At 68.3% G+C, this 14464-nt stretch carries 12 protein-coding genes and 1 riboswitch; of the genes, 3 read left to right on the top strand and 9 right to left on the bottom strand.

All coding sequences use genetic code 11. From position 1 onward, the window contains the following. Positions 1-26: 26 nt before the first annotated feature. The 9 genes from KK131_RS16330 to KK131_RS16290 all read right to left on the bottom strand — a co-directional run bounded on the left by KK131_RS16330 (position 27) and on the right by KK131_RS16290 (position 10790). Positions 27-2957: a TonB-dependent receptor gene (locus tag KK131_RS16330; protein WP_214557768.1), complete on the bottom strand. Its 2931-nt coding sequence runs from the start codon at positions 2955-2957 to the stop codon at positions 27-29. Between the two features lie 226 nt (positions 2958-3183). Continuing rightward, positions 3184-4140: an MBL fold metallo-hydrolase gene (locus KK131_RS16325; protein WP_214557767.1), complete on the bottom strand. Its 957-nt coding sequence runs from the start codon at positions 4138-4140 to the stop codon at positions 3184-3186. A 169-nt stretch (positions 4141-4309) separates the two neighbouring features. Then, positions 4310-6439, bottom strand: coding sequence for an elongation factor G (fusA, locus tag KK131_RS16320; protein ID WP_214557766.1), 2130 nt, complete (start codon positions 6437-6439; stop codon positions 4310-4312). 98 nt (positions 6440-6537) lie between these two features. Beyond that, positions 6538-7044 carry a shikimate kinase gene (locus KK131_RS16315; RefSeq protein ID WP_214557765.1) on the bottom strand — a complete coding sequence of 169 codons (507 nt, stop codon included), beginning with the start codon at positions 7042-7044 and terminating at the stop codon, positions 6538-6540. Continuing rightward, positions 7041-7652: a M24 family metallopeptidase gene (locus KK131_RS16310; protein ID WP_250887337.1), complete on the bottom strand. Its 612-nt coding sequence runs from the start codon at positions 7650-7652 to the stop codon at positions 7041-7043. Before KK131_RS16310 ends, KK131_RS16315 begins: the two co-directional genes overlap by 4 nt. 65 nt (positions 7653-7717) lie before the next feature. Further along, positions 7718-8077 (bottom strand): DUF1304 domain-containing protein, encoded by a 360-nt coding sequence (locus tag KK131_RS16305; protein ID WP_214557763.1) that lies wholly within the window; start codon positions 8075-8077, stop codon positions 7718-7720. A gap of 212 nt (positions 8078-8289) precedes the next feature. Further along, complete coding sequence (locus tag KK131_RS16300; protein WP_214557762.1) at positions 8290-9015, bottom strand: 2OG-Fe dioxygenase family protein; 726 nt, start codon at positions 9013-9015, stop codon at positions 8290-8292. 51 nt (positions 9016-9066) lie between these two features. Then, a complete protein-coding gene (locus KK131_RS16295) occupies positions 9067-10083 on the bottom strand; it encodes a cysteine synthase A (RefSeq protein ID WP_214557761.1) in 1017 nt (338 codons plus the stop codon). Positions 10084-10154: 71 nt separating this feature from the next. Beyond that, a complete protein-coding gene (locus tag KK131_RS16290) occupies positions 10155-10790 on the bottom strand; it encodes a peroxiredoxin (RefSeq protein ID WP_214557760.1) in 636 nt (211 codons plus the stop codon). Between the two features lie 142 nt (positions 10791-10932). Further along, positions 10933-11048, top strand: a riboswitch (SAM riboswitch). An 88-nt stretch (positions 11049-11136) separates the two neighbouring features. Between KK131_RS16290 and KK131_RS16285 the strand changes: the two genes are divergently transcribed. From KK131_RS16285 to KK131_RS16275, 3 genes are read left to right on the top strand one after another with little or no spacing between them, the layout of a single operon-like run. Then, complete coding sequence (locus KK131_RS16285; protein WP_214557759.1) at positions 11137-12159, top strand: homoserine O-succinyltransferase; 1023 nt, start codon at positions 11137-11139, stop codon at positions 12157-12159. A gap of 38 nt (positions 12160-12197) precedes the next feature. Further along, positions 12198-13385, top strand: a complete 1188-nt coding sequence (gene metB / locus KK131_RS16280; protein ID WP_214557758.1) for a cystathionine gamma-synthase — start codon at positions 12198-12200, stop codon at positions 13383-13385. Further along, positions 13382-14464, top strand: a complete 1083-nt coding sequence (locus KK131_RS16275; RefSeq protein ID WP_214557757.1) for a homoserine dehydrogenase — start codon at positions 13382-13384, stop codon at positions 14462-14464. Before metB ends, KK131_RS16275 begins: the two co-directional genes overlap by 4 nt.

Here is a 14464-nt window from a genome sequence, read left to right as displayed (position 1 = left end):
TGGCTTTCCCGCCGTTGCCGGATCGCCTACAGCTTGTAGTTCACTCCGAGCATCACCGTGCGGCCCCAGGTGTCGTATTCCAGCGGGCGCGTCACCTGCACGCCGTTGGGCAGGCCGGAAATCTGCACGCTCTTGTCCGCCGTGTTGCTGAGGTTGCTGACCTGCAGCAGCAGCGACAGGCCGTTCAAGCTGCCCTCGGAGAAGGCATAGCCGAGCTGGAAGTCGGTCTGCCGGTTGGCCAGTATCTTGGTGTAGCCAATCTGGTTGAACAGGGGCACGATTTCGCCAGTGAACGACGAGCGATAGCGCTCGGCCACGCGTACCGACCAGCCGTACTTCTCGTAGTACAGCGCCAGGTTGGCGACCTTGCGCGACAGCCCAGGCAGGGTTGTGGGCGGATTCGGGCCGGGAATAGAGCCAATGACTTTTTGCGAAATGGTGCTGTTGGTCAGCGAGAAGCTGGCCAGCATGCCGAAGCCGTCCAGCGCCTGCGTCAGCAGGCCGCCTTCCAGCGCGCCGGACAGTTCCAGGCCCTGCACCTTGCCGCCGGTGCCGTTCGCGGGCCGGGTGAACGGGCCCCTCTCGCTGGTCGCCGTGAGCGTGGGGTCATTATTGGTGTAGTGCGAGAAGTCGTAGTCGAGCGTGGTCTGGGTGTAGATGTAGTTCAGCAGGTTCTTGTTGAACACCGCCGCGGCGAGGTAGCTGGACTTGCCGAAGTAGAACTCGTAGGAGAGGTCGGTGCCGACCGCCACGTACGGCTTCAGCTTCGGGTTGCCGCCGCTGCCGGACCACAGCACCTGGCCGGCGGCCGGGCCGTTCTGCACCTTCGACAGGCCGGCGGAGGTGGACACCTTCTCGTCGTCGATGCGTCCGCGCGCCATCGTCTTGGCGAAGCCGAAGCGCAGGTACTGGCGGTCGGTGAGATGCGCCACCAGGTTCAGGCTGGGCAGTACGTTGTTGTACTTCGCGCCGTCGCTGATCCGCCCGACCAGGGTGTCGCCGTTGGTCTGCAGCGCGGTGGAGGACTGGTCGGTGCGCACGAACTGCACGCCCACGTTGCCGGTCAGCGGCACGTTGCCCAGCGTGGTCTCGATGTTGAACTTGGCGTAGGCGACCGGGACCTTCTCTTCCACCGTGTAGTTGCGGCTCCAGTCGCCCTGGCCGTTACGCTCGGTCAGGTAGAACTGGCTCGCCAGCGCGCCCAGCACGTCGTAGCTGAGCGCACCGGGGATGCCGCCGTAGCCGAGCGAGGTCGGCCCCCACAGGAAGGCCGGGTTCACCGGCGCGCTGAAGTGGTTGTCGTAGGTGCCCTGGGTGGAGCCGTTGCCGTTGAGCCAGGCGAACTGCACGTCGGCCTGCTTGGTCTTGGTGCGGTCGGAGTAGTTCACGCCCAGGTTCATGCTGCTGAAGATCCAGCCCAGCGGGTGGCTCACTTCCAGGCGCACCGCCTTGATCGTGTCCTTCTGGCTGTCGAACTCCTGGCGGCCGTTGTAGCCGTAGCCGTCCGGGTCGGTGAACACCACCAGGGAGGGATCAGCCAGGTTCACCGCCGGCGAGAAGTACGGGTAGCCGTTGCCGAGCGGGGTGCGGAAATCGACGCTGGTGAAGGCGCCGCCGGCCAGGCCGGTGAACAGGTAGGCGTCGTGCAGCTTCTTCTTCGCGCTGGAGTACGACAGATCCGCCGTGGCGGTCCAGCCGTTGTCGAAGTCGTACTGGTTGTTCCAGCCGGCGGAGAACAGCTTGTCGTGCTCCTTGGTGTACTGGTTCTGCAGGATCGGCGCGATGCCGTCGATGGTGCCGGAGGTGACGATCGGATAGGGCTGCGCCGGCGTGGTGCCCACGTTGGAGTAGCTGACGTTGTCCCACGGGCTGCTCGACCACTGCGCGCCGTTGGTGAACTTCTTCTCGCCGAAGATGGAGTGGTACAGGTCGAGCGTGGAGTGGTAGTGGTCGCCCGGCGCCCATTCCAGCACGGTCATCAGGCCGCTGCGCTTCTGGTTCAGCGACTGCGCGCGCAGCTGCATGCCTTCCTGCGAGATCACGCCGTCGGGCATGCCCGGCGTGTGCGGCGCGCCCCAGTTGTCCTCGGCGCTGCCCGGGCCGTTGTTCATGCTCCACCACCAGGCCTGGTACTGCTTTTCCTGGATCGGCGAGTCGAGATGGGCGAAGCCCACGGCCAGGCCCAGCGTGTGGTCGAAGAACTGATTGATGTAGGAGATGCTGGCGCGATGGCCCATGTCGCCCACGCCGCTGCCCGGGTTGAGCTTGCCGTTGGTGGTGTGCTCGCCGCGCAGGTTGACCGCGAAGGCGGGGCCGGGCAGGTCCAGCGGCTTGATCGTGTGCAGGTCGACGGTGCCGGACAGGCCCTGGCCGATCAGGCTGGCGTCGGGCGTCTTGTAGATCGCCACGCCGCTGATCAGCTCGGACGGGTACTGGTCGTATTCGACGCCGCGGTTCTCGCCGATGGTCGCCTGCTCGCGCCCGTTCAGCGTGGTGCCGGCAAAACCGGGGTCCAGGCCGCGGATCGAGATCATGTTGGCGCGGCCGTTCAGCCGCTGGGTGGCCAGGCCCGGCACGCGCGACAGGCTCTCGGCGATGCTGGCGTCCGGCAACTTGCCGATGTCCTCGGCCGAGATCGCCTCGATGATGTTGTCCGAGTTCCGCTTGGCCCTCAGCGAATTCTCGATGCTGCCGCGGATGCCGGTGACGATGACGGCGTCGAGGTTGCTCACCGTATTCTCGGACTTCTTGTTCTTCTTTGTGCCGGCATCTGCCTTCTTGTCGACCGGTACCGTCTGGCTGCCCGTCGGCGTGGCCGCCTGTTCCTGCACCTGCTGCGCCGACGCCGCGCCGGCCAGGGTCAGTCCGAGCAGGGCGGCACAGGCGGCGGCCAGCGGCCGCTGATGGATACGGAGAGGCCGCGCAAGCAAGGTCGGCCGCGTGCGGTGAGTAGTCATGGTATTCCCTGGTCGAGATGGAGAGGTGCCCCCCGGCACCCGGATGCAGGCAGCATCGCTGCCTGCGGTCGGACAATATGCTACTGCTCGCCAGGGCCAGGGTGCTCACCCCCATTTCTCTTTGGTACAGGAACGGAGGAGTCGCTGTCGAACAGAACGGGCATGCCATCGCCGGCGGCCTCGGTACACCTTCCGCCGGATCGCCTATTTCGGTTGCCGTGTGGTCCTACCACTCGCCCCGGCGGTGGTTGGACACCCAGCGGTACATGCCCACGATGTTCAGCGTGTGCATGGTGTCGAAGGCGGTCCAGTGCTTCACCTCGTCGCTGAACTTCACGTTGCGGTAGAGCTGGTCCCACGACTGGCCCGCACGCACCAGGTCCAGCACCTGCTGGTGCAGATCGACCATGTAGGTGCGCAGTGCGGCTTCGTCGGCCTTGGTGGCAGGGCTGTAGTGGCCGACGTCGATGATGTCCACGTCCTGCTTCGCCACCCAGTCCAGCGTCTCGATCCAGCCGGGATAGTAGAAATCGAGGAAGTCGTTGTACGGCATCGACTTGCTTTCGCAGACGTCGGTGCACTGCAGCGCCTTGTACTTGGGGAACAGCACCATGGTCATGCTGTCCGAATGGCTGGGCGCGACCCGGTGCAGCAGCACCGTTTCGCCACCCAGGGTGATCGTCATGTCGGTGTCGAATACGCGATCGGGCAGCGCGGTGGGGATCTTCTCGCCGACGATCGGTTCGAGCGCGCGCCGGTTGGCCACGACGGTCGCGCCGTCCCGCTGGAACACCTGGCCGCCGCTGATGTGGTCGGCGTGGCCGTGGGTGTAGACGACGTATTTCACCTTCACGTGGAAGCGGTGCCGGATCTCGTCGCGCAGCCAGGTCGCCGTGCAGGTCATCGCCGGATCGATCACCAGAGCGCCTTCCTTGGTGATCAGCACGAAGCCGCTGTGCACGGCCAGGCCGGGGCCGGTGGTATGCCGGTACAGATTGCCCTTGATCTGCACCAGGGCACGCGGGTTGTCGGGGCAGGCGGCGGCGGTGAAATCCGGCAGGGTGGCGCGGTTGGCGTATTTCGCCGCGTCGACGGCCACGCCGTTGTCGCTGGCATATCCGCTTACGGAAAACACCAGCAGCCACGCGGCCAGCATCGAGGAAACCGTTCCGGACGTTCTCATCTCGGCATCTCCCGTTTCGTGATTCGGCAGGGTGTGACAGCGCCACATCATCCGCCTCATAGTGACGGAACGCCACAACGTTAGGCACAAAGAAAAACCCGGAGATCGCTCCCCGGGTTTACTGCCTTGCGCCGGCTGAAATCGCCGGCGCGCGGTCGAAGACGAAGCCTTACTTCGCCTCCTTCTCCATCAACTTCTCCACCATGCTCGCCGGCACGTCCTCGTAGTGGTCGAACTCCATGGTGAAGGTGCCGCGGCCGCGGGTGGCCGAGCGCAGGAAGTTGATGTAGCCGAACATCTCGGCCAGCGGCACGAAGCCCTGCACGAAGGCGGAACTGCCCTTGTGGCCCTGGTCGCTGACGGTGCCGCGGCGGCGGTTGATGTCGCCGATGACGTCGCCGAGGTAGTCCGCTTCCATCACCACTTCCAGGTGCATGATCGGCTCCAGCAGCTTCGGCTTGCTGAGCTTCTGCGCCTCGCGGAAGCACTGCCTCGTGGCGATCTCGAACGCCAGCGCGGAGGAGTCGACGTCGTGGTACTTGCCGTCGATCAGGCGCGCCTTGAAGTCGACCACCTCGTAGCCGGCGACCTGGCCTTCCTGCGATTCGGCCTTGACCGAATGCTCGACCGCCGGGATGTACTCGCGCGGCACGCGGCCGCCGACCACCTCGTCGGAAAACACCACGCCCGAGCCCGGTTCGCCCGGCTCGAAGATCATCGTCACTTCGGCGAACTGGCCGGAGCCGCCGGTCTGCTTCTTGTGCGTGTAGGTGTGCTCGACGGTCTTGCCGAACGCTTCGCGGAAGCTGACCCGGGGCTTGCCCATGTTCGCCTCCACGCCCAGCTCGGTGCGCATGCGGTCGATGGTCACCTCCAGGTGCAGCTCGCCCATGCCCTTGAGCACGGTCTGGCCGGTCTCCTGGTCCACCTCGAGCTTCAGCGACGGGTCGGCCTTGACCATCTTGTAGAGCGCGCTGGACAGCTTGTCGACGTCGTTGCGGTTCTTCGGCTCCACCGACACGCTGATCACCGGGTCGGGGAAGCGCATGCGCTCCAGCAGCGCCGGGTGCGCCGGGTCGGCCAGCGAATCGCCGGTCTCGGTGTCCTTCATGGAGACGAAGGCGCAGATGTCGCCGGCGCGCACCTCGTCGATTTCCCGGGTGTCGTCGGCCTGCACCTCGACGATGCGGCCGATGCGCTCCTTCCTGCCGCGGGTGACGTTGAGCAGGGTGTCGCCCTTCTTGATCACGCCGGAGTAGATGCGGCAGAAGGTGAGCGTGCCGAACTGGTCGTTGATCACCTTGAACGCCAGCGCGCGCGCCGGCGCGTCGTCGGTCACCGCCTGTTCGCCGACCACGTGGCCGTCCTCGTCGACCATCGCGATGCCGCCGTTCTCGCCGGGATAGGGCAGGTAGTCGACCACGGCGTCCAGCAGCTGCTGCACGCCCTTGTTCTTGTACGACGAACCGCACAGCACCGGCACCAGTGCGCCGGTGACGGTGCCGCGGCGGATGCACTGCTTGAGCACCGCCGGGTCGAACTCGCCGGTGTTGAGCAGGCGCTCGAAGGCGTCGTCGTCCAGCGCCAGCGCGGTTTCCAGCAGGTCCTGGCGCAGCTTCGGCAGGTCGGCGATCCACGCGTTGTCGGCGCTGGCGCCGAACGTCAGGCGGGCCCTGAGCTGTTCCAGCGACACGGTTTCCCAGGTGCTGTCCTTGTCGTCGGAGGCCCACAGGTAACCTACGCCGGCGACCAGGTCGGCCATGCCGACGAATTCGTCGCTGCTGCCCAATGGCACCTGGCACAGCAGCGCGTTGGCGCCGAGGCGCTCGCGGATGCCCTGCACGCAATGCGCGAAATTCGCGCCGATGCGGTCCATCTTGTTGACGTAGCAGATGCGCGGCACCTTGTACTGGTCGGCCAGGCGCCAGTTGGTCTCGGTCTGCGGCTCCACCCCGGCGACGCCGTCGAACACCACCACCGCGCCGTCGAGCACGCGCAGCGAGCGGTTCACCTCGATGGTGAAGTCGACGTGTCCGGGCGTGTCGATCACGTTGATCTGGTGGCCCCTCCACTCGGCGGTCACCGCCGCCGACTGGATCGTGATGCCGCGCTTGCGCTCCTGCTCCATGTAGTCGGTGGTGGTCGAGCCCTTGCCTTCCTTGGTGTCGTGCACGTCGACGATCTGGTGCTTGCGCCCGGTGTAGTAGAGGATGCGCTCGGTGGTCGTGGTCTTGCCCGCGTCGATGTGCGCGATGATGCCGATGTTGCGATAGAGCGGGAGGGGTTTCTTGCGGGCCACGATCGGATTTCCGGAGAGTGCTGCGGCAAGCGCAGGGTAGGAGTCTGCTCAGGTGCTTCCTGTCGACGGCTTTTTCAATGGGCGACGGGTGCGGGCGATCAGCCGCGACCGGATGGGTCAGTATGCAGCGGAATCACCTGAACATGTTCCGTCTTGTTGCCGCCGAAGGCATCGAAGATATGCCGATGACGGCGATACGACCAGTCGTCGTCGCGCTCGTAATAGCCGCTCACCCATGCCTGCAGATTTGTCAACATGGCGTCTTGTGCTTCCGGCGACGCGTACTTGTGCGGTTCCCACGGGCGGCGCGTGTTGTTGGCGAGACAGGCATCGCGTCCGGGATTGAGGAATACCAACTCGCTGCAGTGCGGCGCGGCGGCCTCCACCAGCTCTCCATAGCAGCCTTCGATCACCCAGGCAGCGTGACCGTCGATGAATTCGCGAAGCGACGCAGCGATGGCCTCGGCTGGACGGAGCGTGGCGATCTGTCCCGGTTCCCACACGATGGTGTCGAGATCCAGGTGGGCCAGCGCGTGTCGTTTGGCCAGCAGCATGGCGAGTGTGCTCTTGCCGGAGCCGGAGTTGCCATAGACGAGAATCTTCATGCGACGAGCAGGTCCTCGTGGAACGCGCCGAACGGCTCCGTCGGATGCGCGATCTGGATTTCCAGTATCCACAGCCCGCTCGATGGCGATGCTTCCAGGTCGCCGAGATCGCCGCCCTGGTGGATCGAGTGCGGGAAGTCGCTGACCCGGTGCCCCTTGATCGCATGGTTGAAGCGCCAGCCCGTCGCCTCGGCGCGTTCGCGGGCAAACGCATACAGCGCCTGGCCGCTCAGCCCCTGTTCTCGCCACGCCTCGGCCACTTCGCCGAACAGCGCGCGCGCCGCGTCCGCGCAGGCCTGCCGCTGCGGCGCGTGGCCGACCACGAAGGTGTCGCCGACGTCGCCCTCGTGGCCGTCGAACACCAGGCCGAGGTCGATGAAATAGCTGTCGTTCTCGCCCAGCCGCACGCCGGGGTCGGAGGCTTGCCGATAGGTCCTGGTGGTGTTCGCGCCGATGCGGATCAGCACCGGATGCCACAACCGCTCGTAGCCCAGCCCGCGGAACACGTCCATCGCCTCGACCGTCGCCTCGTCCTCGCTGATGCCCGGGCGCATGCGCTCGCGGATGCCGTGCAGCGCGGCCCGGGTTTTCTCGCGGGCGTGTTGCATCCGCGCGGGATCGAAACGTCGTCCGACAGCTTCGCGGGAGGGAATCGTCATGGATGTCGGCGCCATCAGCCCATGTGGATGAGCACCAGTGCGATCAGCGCCGGCAACGCCTGGATCCACAGGATCTTCCGGCTTGCGGTCAGCCCGCCGAAAATCCCGGCGACCAGCACGCAGGCGAGGAAGAACACCTTCACGTGGAAGCCGGCGTCGCCGTCGAGGCAGAGGCCCCAGACCAGGCCGGCGGCGAGGAAGCCGTTGTAGAGGCCCTGGTTCGCGGCGAGCGCCTTCGACTGCTCGGCGAATTCCACCGTGGTGCCGAACGCGCGGCGACCGGAGGGACGGGTCCACAGGAACATTTCGAGGATCAGGAACCACAGGTGCAGCAGCGCGATCACGGCGATCACGATATTCGCGGCGACGGACATGGTGGCTTCCCTCGAATGGCGGCGACGCCGCTTCACGGTGGAGTGTCGCAGCCGTCGAAGCCGACCGCAATGCGCGGCCGCAAGGCGTGCCAGCCGGTCGACGCAGGCGCGAAACGGGCGGAACCCAGCCGGCCTTGCGGGCGGTCTGACGGGCGTCTACGCCACGGTGCCGGGCGGTGCGAATGTTGCGGGGCCGCCCAATGGGCCGGCGGCTAAGGCGCCGCCTTGAACGTCACCACCAGCACGTCGCGGTGCGCCGGTTTCGACGGGTCGAGCGGCGTGACCGCGGTGACGCCGTGGAACACGCGGGCGTCGTCGACCAGCGCCGCATCCAGCGCGCGGGTCAGCGTGAAGCTGCCCAGCACGCCGCGGTCGGCGGCGTGGATGGTGGTGGTGCCGCGCTCGATGTTCTCGCGGTCGATCAGCAGCACCAGCACGTAGTCGACGCCGTCGCGGTGCACGCCTTCGGGGGTGGGCTCGCCGGCTTCGTCCGCGCGCGCCTCGATGCGGAACTGGTGCACCTCGACGTGCCAGTGGCGGGTGGCCGGCGCGAGCGCGCCGAAGCAGTCGTGGCAGAAGCCGAGGATGCGGCGCAGGCTGGCGCCGTCGGCGATCGCCGGCAGCACCGGTTCGAACCAGCGCTGGATGTCGCCCTGCAGCGGGTTGTACTTGAGGCTCTGGTAGTGCGGCTGATGTGTTTCGCGGCGGATGCCGCCGTCGGCATCGGCGGAGAACGTGGCATGCCGGCGTCGGCGATGGCGGCCGCTGGCGGCGAGATAGGTGTCCGGCGCCAGGTCGTTCCAGCTGGCGGCGAACGCGGGCCAGTCGGCCAGGGCCTGCGCCTGCAGCAGGTCGCGCATGATGTCGGCGGTGACGAAGGCAAAGCCGTCGCGCTGCAGCCGGGCGTGCAGGGCGGACGTATCGGGGAGGGGAGTCATCCGATTACGTTAGCAGGACGCGCATGAAGCGGCGATGGCTGCGCGGGATGCTCAGCCCGGAAACGCCCGCGCCAGCCAGTCCGGCACGGGGATGCCTTTTCCGCGCAGGAAGGCCGGGTTGAACAGCTTCGCCTGGTAGCGCGTGCCGGCGTCGGCGAGCACGGTGACGATGGTGTGGCCGGGGCCGAGTTCGCGCGCCAGCCGGATCGCGCCGGCCAGGTTGACGCCGCTGGAGCCGCCGGTGCACCAGCCTTCCTCGGCCAGCAGGCGATGCAGCAGCGGCACCGACTCGTCGTCGGGAATCGACCAGGCCAGGTCGATCGGCGCGCCGTCGAAATTCGCCGTGACCCGGCTGGAGCCGATGCCCTCGCTGATCGAATTGCCGCTGGCGACCAGCTCGCCGGTGTTGACGTAGCTGGCCAGTGCCGAGCCGTCCGGGTCGGCCAGCGCGATGCGCACGCCGGGGTGGCGCGCCTTCAGCGCGCGGCCCACGCCGGCCAGGGTGCCGCCGGTGCCGGCGGCACAGACGAAGCCGTCGACGTGGCCGCCGGCGTCCTGCCAGATCTCCACCCCGGTGGTGGCCTCGTGCCAGTCGCGGTTGGCGGTGTTGTCGAACTGGTTGGCGAACCACGCGCTGCCCGCGTCGGCCGCATTCGCCGCCTCGGCATGGGCGCGGGCCTGGTGCGCGTAGTGGTTCGGGTCCTTGTACGGCACCGCGGGCACCAGCCGCACCTCGGCGCCGGCGATGCGCAGCGCGTCGATCTTCTCGCGGCTCTGCGTCTCGGGCATGAAGATCGTGGTGCGATAGCCGCGGCTGGCGCCGAGCAGGGCCAGCCCGATCCCGGTATTGCCGGCGGTGCCCTCGACGATGCTGCCGCCGGGGCGGATCAGGCCGCGCCGTTCGGCATCCAGCAGCAGGCCCAGCGCGGTGCGGTCCTTGATCGAGCCGCCGGGGTTGAGGAACTCGGCCTTGCCCAGGATCTCGCAGCCGGTCAGCGCGGAGGCGTGGCGCAGGCGCAGCAGCGGCGTATGGCCGATGGCGGCGGAGAGGTCGGGCTGGATGTGCATCGTGGGCGATGGCTTGAGGGAAGCAGCGATTTTGCTCCTCACTCTGCCTGCAGGGGGAGGGAGCAAGGTGCTCAAGCCAGCGGCGCCGGCACCAGCCGCAGGTACGACTTCAGCGTCCTCCAGCCGCCGGGGTAGAGCTTCTTCGCGTCGTCGTCGGAGACCGAGGGCGCGATGATCACGTCGTCACCGGGCTGCCAGTCCACCGGGGTGGTCAGCTTGCGGCCGTCGGTGAGCTGCAGCGAGTCGAGCACGCGCAGCACCTCGTCGACGTTGCGCCCGGCGCTGGGCGGATAGGTGAGGATCAGCCGCACCTTGCGGTTCGGATCGATGATGAAGACCGAGCGCACGGTGACCTTGGGATCGGCCTTGGGGTGGAACATGCCGTACAGCTTCGCCACGTCCAGCGCCGGGTCGGCCAGCAGCGGGTAGTTCAGCGCGGTGCCGCCGACGTCCGCGACGTCCTTCGCCCAGCCCTGGTGGTCGGCCACCGAATCCACCGACAGGCCGAGCAGCCGCGCGTTGCGCGCGTCGAACTCGGCTTTGCGGCTGGCGAACGCGCCGAGCTCGGTGGTGCATACCGGGGTGAAGTCCTTCGGGTGCGAGAAGAACACCACCCACTGCCCGCCGGCGTAGTCGTGGAAGCGGATCGGGCCCTCGGTGGAGTCGAGGGTGAAATCGGGGGCGGTGTCGCCCAGTTGCAGGCTCATGCGGATCTCCGGTGATGTTGCGGTGCAGTGAGCATGTTTCCGCTACGCCATGATGACAAATGACTTGATCGAATAAACATATATACGCCTAGACGTTTAGACGTCTATTGACAGGATGCCGTGGAGCATTCACTATCCGCTCCACTCATCGAGACCGGCTGAGGGACAGGCCCTTTGAAGCCGGGGCAACCTGCGGAGCGTTTCCGCCACGGTGCCAACTCCTGCGGAGGTGCTTCGGCATCCACCGGAAGATGGGCGTCATCCGGCTCGCGGCGGTCTGCCGCCGAATCCGCGGTTGGCGACCTTTCCGGTGCTTCGCAGGGCGATGCCGACCGGAGAGAGTTCCATGACGTTCCTGCCCGAAACCCGCTGCACCGAAGCCAGCCAGGCCGCCTTCGCCGTTCTTCCCGAGCCGAGCGTGCGGCTGACCGCCCAGCGCAGCACGCGCCGGCTGCGGCTCAGCCCGAAATACGGCAGCGGCCCGCGCGAGGTCGAGGTGAGCTACCTGTGGTGCGGCGCGGCGGGTGCGCCTACCGTGATCGTGCAGGGCGGCATCTCGGCCGACCGCGACGTCACCGCGCTGGACGGCGATGCCGCGCCGGGCTGGTGGCAGGCGCTGGTCGGCAGCGGCGCGGCGGTCGACCTCGAGCGCTGGCGCGTGCTGGCGATCGACTGGCTCACCCCGGACCGGCTCGGCGCCGGTTCGGTCTCCAGCGAGGACCAGGCCGATGCGCTGGCCGCGCTGCTGGGCGAGCTGGGCATTGCGCAGGCACGCGCTTTCATCGGTTCGTCCTATGGCGCCATGGTGGCGCTGGCGTTCGCCGCGCGGCATCCGCGCAGTGTCGAGCGCCTGCTGCTGCTGGCCGGCGCGCACCGGCCGCACCCGCTCAGCACCGCGCAGCGCAGCGTGCAGCGCGGCATCGTGCGGCTGGGCCAGGCCAGCGGCCAGGCCGACGAGGCGCTGGCATTGGCGCGCCAGCTGGCGATCACCACCTACCGCGGCAGCGCCGAGTTCGGCCGGCGTTTCGCCGGCGGCCCGGAATGGCGCGAGGAGCGCTTCCATTTCCCGGTCGAGGACTACCTGGCGCACCAGGGCCGCCGCTTCGTCGAGCGCTTCGACGCGGACCGCTTCCTTGCGCTGTCCGAATCGATCGACCTGCACGACATCAAGCCCGAGCGGATTCCCACCCCGGCCACGCTGATCGGCTTCCCCTCCGACCGGCTGGTGCCGTTGGCCGACCTGTGCGAGCTGCAGCGCCGCCTGCATGGTCCGGCCACGCTGGAAGTGGTCGAGTCGCCCTATGGCCACGACGCCTTCCTGAAAGAACCCGAGCAGCTCGCGCCGCTGTTGCGCGAAGCGCTGGCCTGATTCCCCGCCCCCGCACGACAAGAACCGGAGATCTCCTGATGACCGAACCCGCCCCCTGTACCCGCGCCGTGCGCGCCGGGATCGAGAGCGACACCCAGCACGGCGCCGTGGTGCCCGCGCTGCACCTGTCGACCAACTACAGCTTCGCGGGTTTCGGCCGCAAGCGCGCGTACGACTACTCGCGCAGCGGCAACCCGACCCGCGACCTGCTCGGCGATGCGCTGGCGGAACTGGAGCAGGGCGTCGGCGCGGTGGTGACCTCCAGCGGCATGTCGGCGGTGGCGCTGGCGCTGGAACTGGTGCCGGCCGGCGCCACCGTGCTGGCGGCGCACGACTGCTACGGCGGCACCTGGCGGCTGCTCGACGCGTGGGCGAAAAAGGGCCGTTTCCAGGTCGAGTTCGCCGACCTCACCGACAGCGTGGCGCTGGCCGCCGGCCTGGCGCGCAAGCCGGCGCTGGTGTGGGTGGAGACGCCGTCGAACCCGCTGCTGCGCATCACCGACATCCGCCACGTGGCGCAGGCCGCGCACGCGGCGGGCGCCTTGCTGGTGGTCGACAACACCTTCCTGTCGCCGGCGCTGCAGCAGCCGTTGCTGCTCGGCGCCGACGTGGTGGTGCACTCCACCACCAAGTACATCAACGGCCACAGCGACGTGGTGGGCGGCGCGGCGGTGGCGCGCGACGCCGCGGTATTCGAACAGCTGAAGTGGTGGGCCAACTGCAACGGCCTCACCGGCGCGCCGTTCGACAGCTACCTCACCCTGCGCGGCCTGCGCACGCTCGGCGTGCGCTTGCGCCAGCACCAGGAGAACGCCGCGCGCATCGCCGAACGGCTGGACGCGCACGCGGCCGTGCGCAAGGTGTATTACCCCGGCCTGGCCAGCCATCCCGGCCATGCGCTGGCGGCACGCCAGCAACAGGGTTTCGGCGCGATGCTGAGCTTCGAACTGGACGGCGACGTGGCGCAGATCGAGGCGTTCGTCGACGGCCTGCAGTACTTCTCTCTGGCCGAATCGCTGGGCGGCGTGGAAAGCCTGATCGCGCACCCGGCCAGCATGACCCACGCGTCGATGGCGCCGGAGGCGCGCCGCACTGCCGGCATCGCCGACAGCCTGCTGCGGCTGTCGGTAGGCATCGAGGATGGCGACGACCTGCTGCGCGACCTCGACGCGGCGCTGGTCCGCGCCGCAGCCGTACAGACGTCCAAACGCCGGGTGCTCGCATGAGCGCGGTGCTGGCCGAGCGCGCGGCGGCCGCAAGGAGCGAAGCATCTTCCGCCATCGCGATCGTGCTGCTCGGCACCGGCGTGGTCGGCGGCGCGCTGCTGAAGCTGCTCAACACCTCCGCCGCGGGTTCGCTGCGGCTGGTCGGCGCGGCGAACTCGCGCCGCCAGCAGACCGATCCGGTCAGCCTGGCCCAGCGCAACCTGCGCGAGCAGCTGAACCAGCACGGCGCCCCGCGCGACAACGCCAGCCTGCTCGCGGCGCTGGACGACAGCGCCGCGGCGGTGAAGGTGATCATCGACGCTACCGCCAGCACGGCGCTGGCATCGCGCCACGCCGAGTGGCTGGCGCGCGGCTACCATGTGGTCACCGCGAACAAGGCGCTGGCCGGCGGCGAACTGTCCGGCTGGCGTGCGTTGCAGGCCGCGCTGGCCGGCGGCGGACGCTACGGCGATTCGGCCACGGTGGGCGCCGGCCTGCCGGTGCTGTCCACCTTGCGTCGGCTGCGCACCTGCGGCGACGGCCTGCTCACGCTCGAAGGCGTGTTCTCCGGTTCGCTATCGTGGCTGTTCAACCAGTACGACGGCAGCCGGCCGTTCTCCGAGCTGCTGCGCGAGGCGCGCCAGTTCGGCTACACCGAACCCGACCCGCGCTCGGACCTGTCCGGCGAAGACGTGGCGCGCAAGCTGCTGATCATCGCCCGCAACGCCGGCTTCGCGCTGGGCACCGACGAGGTGCAGGTGGACGGCCTGGTGCCCGAGGCGCTGCGCGGGCTGAGCACCGAAGCGTTCCTGGCGCGGCTGGAGGAACTCGACGCGCCGCTGGCCGCACGCCACGCGCAGGCCAGCTCGCGTGGCTGCGTGCTGCGTTTCCTGGCGCGGCTCAACCAGCGTGGCCACGCCCGCGTCGGCCTGGTCGAAGTGCCGCTCACCCATCCCGCCGCACGGCTGTACGGCACCGACAACCAGTTCGCGCTCACCACCACCCGTTACCACGCCCAGCCGCTGGTGATCCAGGGGCCGGGCGCGGGGCCGGAGGTGACCGCGCAGGCGCTGCTGGGCGACGTGCTGGCGCTGGCCTGA

The organism is Rhodanobacter sp. LX-99 (assembly GCF_018599185.1).
Lineage (GTDB): Bacteria > Pseudomonadota > Gammaproteobacteria > Xanthomonadales > Rhodanobacteraceae > Rhodanobacter.
The sequence above is the reverse complement of the archived record's forward strand: the minus strand, read 5'-3'. Positions and strand labels throughout refer to the sequence as shown.

What these genes read in the sequence shown, in the direction of transcription:
- KK131_RS16330 (WP_214557768.1), bottom strand. Translation starts at nt 2,957, where the DNA reads ATGACTACTCACCGCACGCGGCCGACCTTGCTTGCGCGGCCTCTCCGT.
- KK131_RS16325 (WP_214557767.1), bottom strand. Translation starts at nt 4,140, where the DNA reads ATGAGAACGTCCGGAACGGTTTCCTCGATGCTGGCCGCGTGGCTGCTG.
- KK131_RS16315 (WP_214557765.1), bottom strand. Translation starts at nt 7,044, where the DNA reads ATGAAGATTCTCGTCTATGGCAACTCCGGCTCCGGCAAGAGCACACTC.
- KK131_RS16310 (WP_250887337.1), bottom strand. Translation starts at nt 7,652, where the DNA reads ATGCAACACGCCCGCGAGAAAACCCGGGCCGCGCTGCACGGCATCCGC.
- KK131_RS16305 (WP_214557763.1), bottom strand. Translation starts at nt 8,077, where the DNA reads ATGTCCGTCGCCGCGAATATCGTGATCGCCGTGATCGCGCTGCTGCAC.
- KK131_RS16300 (WP_214557762.1), bottom strand. Translation starts at nt 9,015, where the DNA reads ATGACTCCCCTCCCCGATACGTCCGCCCTGCACGCCCGGCTGCAGCGC.
- KK131_RS16295 (WP_214557761.1), bottom strand. Translation starts at nt 10,083, where the DNA reads ATGCACATCCAGCCCGACCTCTCCGCCGCCATCGGCCATACGCCGCTG.
- KK131_RS16290 (WP_214557760.1), bottom strand. Translation starts at nt 10,790, where the DNA reads ATGAGCCTGCAACTGGGCGACACCGCCCCCGATTTCACCCTCGACTCC.
- KK131_RS16285 (WP_214557759.1), top strand. Translation starts at nt 11,137, where the DNA reads ATGACGTTCCTGCCCGAAACCCGCTGCACCGAAGCCAGCCAGGCCGCC.
- metB (WP_214557758.1), top strand. Translation starts at nt 12,198, where the DNA reads ATGACCGAACCCGCCCCCTGTACCCGCGCCGTGCGCGCCGGGATCGAG.
- KK131_RS16275 (WP_214557757.1), top strand. Translation starts at nt 13,382, where the DNA reads ATGAGCGCGGTGCTGGCCGAGCGCGCGGCGGCCGCAAGGAGCGAAGCA.